This window comes from Bacteriovorax sp. DB6_IX, assembly GCF_000447775.1.
Classification (GTDB): domain Bacteria; phylum Bdellovibrionota; class Bacteriovoracia; order Bacteriovoracales; family Bacteriovoracaceae; genus Halobacteriovorax_A.
Genome location: NZ_AUNJ01000216.1, coordinates 1 through 4,450, shown reverse-complemented (window position 1 = coordinate 4,450; position 4,450 = coordinate 1). Strand labels below are relative to the sequence as shown.

At 37.5% G+C, this 4,450-nt stretch carries 4 protein-coding genes; 2 read left to right on the top strand and 2 right to left on the bottom strand.

Annotation, left to right across the window (positions count from 1 at the left end; genetic code table 11):
• Positions 1-157 precede the first annotated feature (157 nt).
• Both M901_RS06360 and M901_RS06355 read left to right on the top strand, forming a co-directional pair.
• A complete protein-coding gene (locus M901_RS06360; protein WP_021277351.1) occupies positions 158-1,750 on the top strand; it encodes an acyl-CoA dehydrogenase in 1,593 nt (530 codons plus the stop codon).
• Entirely contained in the window at positions 1,747-3,492 is a 1,746-nt protein-coding gene (locus M901_RS06355; RefSeq protein ID WP_021277355.1) for a biotin carboxylase N-terminal domain-containing protein, read from the top strand. The genes M901_RS06360 and M901_RS06355 overlap by 4 nt, the downstream gene beginning before the upstream one ends.
• Before the next feature lie 31 nt (positions 3,493-3,523).
• On the opposite strand, the gene M901_RS06350 is transcribed toward M901_RS06355, so the two are convergent.
• Both M901_RS06350 and M901_RS06345 read right to left on the bottom strand, forming a co-directional pair.
• Positions 3,524-3,751, bottom strand: coding sequence for an acyl carrier protein (locus M901_RS06350; protein WP_021277352.1), 228 nt, complete (start codon positions 3,749-3,751; stop codon positions 3,524-3,526).
• A gap of 10 nt (positions 3,752-3,761) precedes the next feature.
• Positions 3,762-4,430: an iron-containing redox enzyme family protein gene (locus M901_RS06345; RefSeq protein WP_021277353.1), complete on the bottom strand. Its 669-nt coding sequence runs from the start codon at positions 4,428-4,430 to the stop codon at positions 3,762-3,764.
• Positions 4,431-4,450: the final 20 nt, after the last annotated feature.

The following is a 4,450-nucleotide window of genomic DNA, read 5'->3' as shown; positions in this document are numbered from 1 at the left end:
CTCACTGATGTGACATACCCTGAGCCCTATCCTGAAGATGGAGTTTTAAGTCAATTAGATCAAGTTTTTATAACTCCACATATTGGTGGAAGAAGAGAAGATATTTGGAATCTTCTAATAGAAAGAACAATTAATGAATTAGAGAATTGGAAATAATATGAATGAATTTTACCAGCAATTTGAAATGATCTTTGGACCAAGAAAAGGTCTTATTCCTTCAATCCTAGAGGATGATGAGAACTCAAGCTTCCCACGTGAGGCGCAGAGTCTTATCAATCAAGGAATTTTAAGATTTCTAATTCCAATGGAGTTAGGAGGAGAGTTAAAGGGGATCGATCAGCTCTTCGCTCTTGGAAGATCACTTGCAAGACGAAATGTAACTTCTGCCATCGCTGTTGGACAATGTTTCTTAGGCTCACTGCCTGTATGGATTCACGGCAGTGCCGAACAAAAACATGCGCTCACTTCTATTCTTTCTCAGGGAGGACTGAATTGTCTGGCCCTCACAGAATTGGAGCATGGGAGTGATATCTCTGCAAGTGAAGTCACAATTGATGAGACTGAAGATAGTTTTATTCTCAATGGTCAAAAGTGGTGCATCAATAATGCGACGAAGGGAAAGGTGATGAGTGTCTTGGCCATTGCTGAAAATGGGCCAACACTGCTTTTTATTGATAAGAGTCAACTTTCAAAAGATGATTACGAAAATATTGATAAACTAAAAACACACGGTATTCGCGGAGCTGATATTAGTGGAATCAAGTTCGATGAACTTAGCCTTCCTAAAGATGTTGTCATTGGAAAGAAGGGACGCGCTTTAGAGACTGTTGCGCGAACTATGCAAATTTCTCGAACTCTCTGTGCTGCATTCTCTCTAGGTGCTGCGGATTCTACATTTCGCGATATGCTAGATTTCACGCATTCTCGTGTTCTCTATGATGAACTCCTTAAAGATAGAGGTAGCGTAAAATCTCTTAGCTCAAAAGCACTGGCCCTTATTCTTGCAAGTGAGGCCTTATCGATAAGTGTCACTAGAATGGCCACTTTAGCTCCTAAGTTTATGGCCCTTTATTCAGCTGTCACAAAGTCATTCATACCGCATATGATTGAAAAGCAAATTGGTATCTCAAGTGAGATTCTAGGTGCGAGATATTATCTTAGAGAAAATGATTATCCTCTCTTTCAAAAGAATGTCAGAGATCATGCGGTTGTTTCACTCTTTGATGGTAGTATGGGGGTTAACCTCTCTATTATTGCTTCTAAATTCAATAATATTAAAAACCACATTGATGCTGAAGAAGAGTATGATTTTGAGGAAGTTTATAATTTAAAATACGAAACTCTTCACTTTGATGGCTCTTCACTTAAGCTCTCTTCTCGTAGTGAAGATTTCATCTTCTCTGCCTTCAACACTCTCTATGATGAGGATACAAGAGGGATCGTTCTACAGCTTCGCTCAGAAGTTGAGAAATTAAGATCTTTCATTGAAGGTGTAACTGATTATACTGCTTATTTGGCAAGGGATGCGGCCCTTAAGTATTGTCGTGTGGTTACGGCCATCAATTATCTTCTCTTTACCGATTACAATAAGGATAAGATGATAGGCGATTTTACAACTGACGATTCTATTCAATTTGTCATTAGTACCATCTTAGATGATTCTTGTGATTATCAATATGATGAATCGGTATATAAGAATATTCTTAGTGGAAAGCTTGTTTCGCATTTTGATATTGGAGTTAATGAATGAAAAATATCTTAATCTGTAATAGAGGAGAGATTGCCTATCGTGCACTTGAGGCCTGTAAGAAATTAAAACTTAGAAGCTTTGTTATCGCCAATGATAGTGAGAAGGAGACATTACTGGCCCAAGAGGCCGATAAGCTGATTACTTTTTCTGATGCCATCAATCCTTTTACAAATTTAGATATTATTGAAAAACTTGTTGGCCAGTATCAGATTGATGCAATCTATCCTGGTTATGGATTTCTTTCTGAAGATAGCCGTCTTGCCAAGCTCTGTGAAGATTTAGGAATTGCTTTTATTGGCCCACGCTCTGAGACTTTGAGTGCTCTAAGTTCAAAACGTGAGTGTATGAGCTTTGCAAAGAAATGCCAATTTGAAGTATTAAAAATTGATGAAGAAGATATAAAGTTAAAGGATTTTCCTCTCATGCTAAAGGCCTCTCTCGGTGGTGGGGGACGTGGAAATTCAATCGTTAAAAACTCCGATGACTTTAATAGTGAGATGCAAGAGCTTAAGAAGCGCTCTCTTAGTCTTTTTCAAGATGATGATATTATAGTTGAGAGATATCTTCCCACTGCTAGACATATTGAATTACAAATTTTTGCAACTAAGAATAAGGTCTTCTTCTTATCGAGTCGCGATTGCTCTTTACAGCGCAATTATCAAAAATTTATGGAAGAAGGTCCCGCAGAAGATCTTTTTAATCAGTATATAGAAAAGAAATATCCACATATTGAAAGAACTCTTTTAGAGCTAGGTTATCTCGGTGCGGGAACAATTGAATTTTTGTGGGATAGGGAAAATGAAGAGGCCTATTTCTTAGAGGTTAATACACGTATTCAGGTTGAGCATACGGTAACGGAATTATTATATGATATCGATTTAGTAAAAGCTCAATTCGAATTAGCGCTTGGAGAGAAAATTTCTTTTGATCAAAGACTCAATGGTCATTCTATCTGTTGTAGAATATACGCTGTTGATTCGCGTCATGATTTCTTACCTGATCCTGGAAGAATTCATCACTTTTCGAAAGAAAGTTTTATGCGCTTTGATACTTTTATAAAAGATGAAGGTGTTATTTCACATCAATATGACCCTTTAATTGGTAAATTAATGGTTCACGGTAAAACACGTCAGCAAGCGATTGATAAGGCCATTAAGGCCCTTGAGGAACTTGTGATACATGGAGTTTGCACTAATAAAGATTACCTTCTCGCAACTTTGAAAAATGAGGAGTATCGCCAAGATAAGCATCACGTGAGTTGGGCCCAGGAGAGCTTTGAAACTCATTGGTCTTCTTCTTTTGAAGATTCTTCAATTGAGGAGAATGAATTATTACCAATATGGAATGAGATATTAAAAAAATCATCAGACTCATCATCTCGAGTTTGTTTTGGGAAAATGACACATAAGGATTTGAGTTATCACTATTCAATTAATGATAATACGCTTTGGCTTGAAAGATGTCATGATGGCGAGGTTCTCGTGACAAGCGCTGCCCATTCATTTTGGCGAGAAGATTTTGCCAAGAAGGAAAGGGCCTATGCTTCTCCAATTACAGGCAAAGTCGTTGATCTCTTTGTCTCTCTAGGTGATACTGTCTCGAAAGGTCAAACCCTAGTCAGTCTTGAGGCCATGAAAACTCTTGTTGAGATTAAGGCCTTAAAAGATGGGGAAGTGACATGTTTAAATATTGTTAAAGATGGATTAGTCGATCAAGGTCAAGTTGTTCTTGATATAGAATAAAAAAAGCGTCGTTTAAAACGACGCTCATTATTTAAAGTGATTTAACGTGATCAATGAGTTGAGAGACTGTTTTAATTTCCATCGCTTTTTCTTGCTCGATGATAACGTCATAGTCTTCTTCTAGTGATGAGATTAAGTCTGCGATGGCTATTGAGTCCATCTGTAGATCAGACTTAAACTCCTGATCATTTTGAATTTTTTCTGTTTCAATTCCTGTAATCTCAGAAATGAGCTCTTTAATTTCAGCTTCACTTGCCATGAACCTCTCCCTATTCAATATTGCAGTCTTCAACAAGCTTATCAAGCATGAATCTCTTCATTTCTGCGGCTTCATAAACTGTATCAATAATAATCTGTTGTTCTTCAATGCTAAGTTCTGCCTTAAAGAGAACTTCTTCTTGTTCTGCAAGATGGTCTTCATCTAGATCACCGTGCTCTCTAAAGAATGTGATCGCCTTTTTCTCTTTCTCATCAAGAGCGTTGACAATTTCCTTAACAACCTTAGGGGCCAATTCTGTGGCCATCCCCTCTAGGAAGTAGAGAACTCCAAAGGCCGCAAATGGATTTTCAATAGCTACTTTATAATGAAAGAAGCTTACCCAAGAAGTGACCCCGATTGGGACTTTCTGGGCCATGACTTCACTCTTATGAAATCCAAATTTTTCGAGATCTTTAATGGCCATAAGTTCATGACCCATCTCTTCTGATGAATGTTCTAGAATCCACTTTCTAATCTTTAAGTGTTTTGAATCCATTCTTCTTGCTGCTAGAGGAGTAAAAGAAGATGTCAGTGTGACATATTGATATGCATAGTGAAGATACTTAATATAGTATTCTTTTGCATTCTCACCATTTGTAATATCTTGGTAGAATTTAGACTCCTCAATTAATTTGATTCCTCTATTTAGTGCTTCTTTTAGTGAGCTTTCAAAACTCATGAAATCCTCCTTGCAGGGTT

Coding starts and splice junctions, on each gene's coding strand:
- M901_RS06360 (WP_021277351.1), top strand. CDS start 158: ATGAATGAATTTTACCAGCAATTTGAAATGATCTTTGGACCAAGAAAA.
- M901_RS06355 (WP_021277355.1), top strand. CDS start 1,747: ATGAAAAATATCTTAATCTGTAATAGAGGAGAGATTGCCTATCGTGCA.
- M901_RS06350 (WP_021277352.1), bottom strand. CDS start 3,751: ATGGCAAGTGAAGCTGAAATTAAAGAGCTCATTTCTGAGATTACAGGA.
- M901_RS06345 (WP_021277353.1), bottom strand. CDS start 4,430: ATGAGTTTTGAAAGCTCACTAAAAGAAGCACTAAATAGAGGAATCAAA.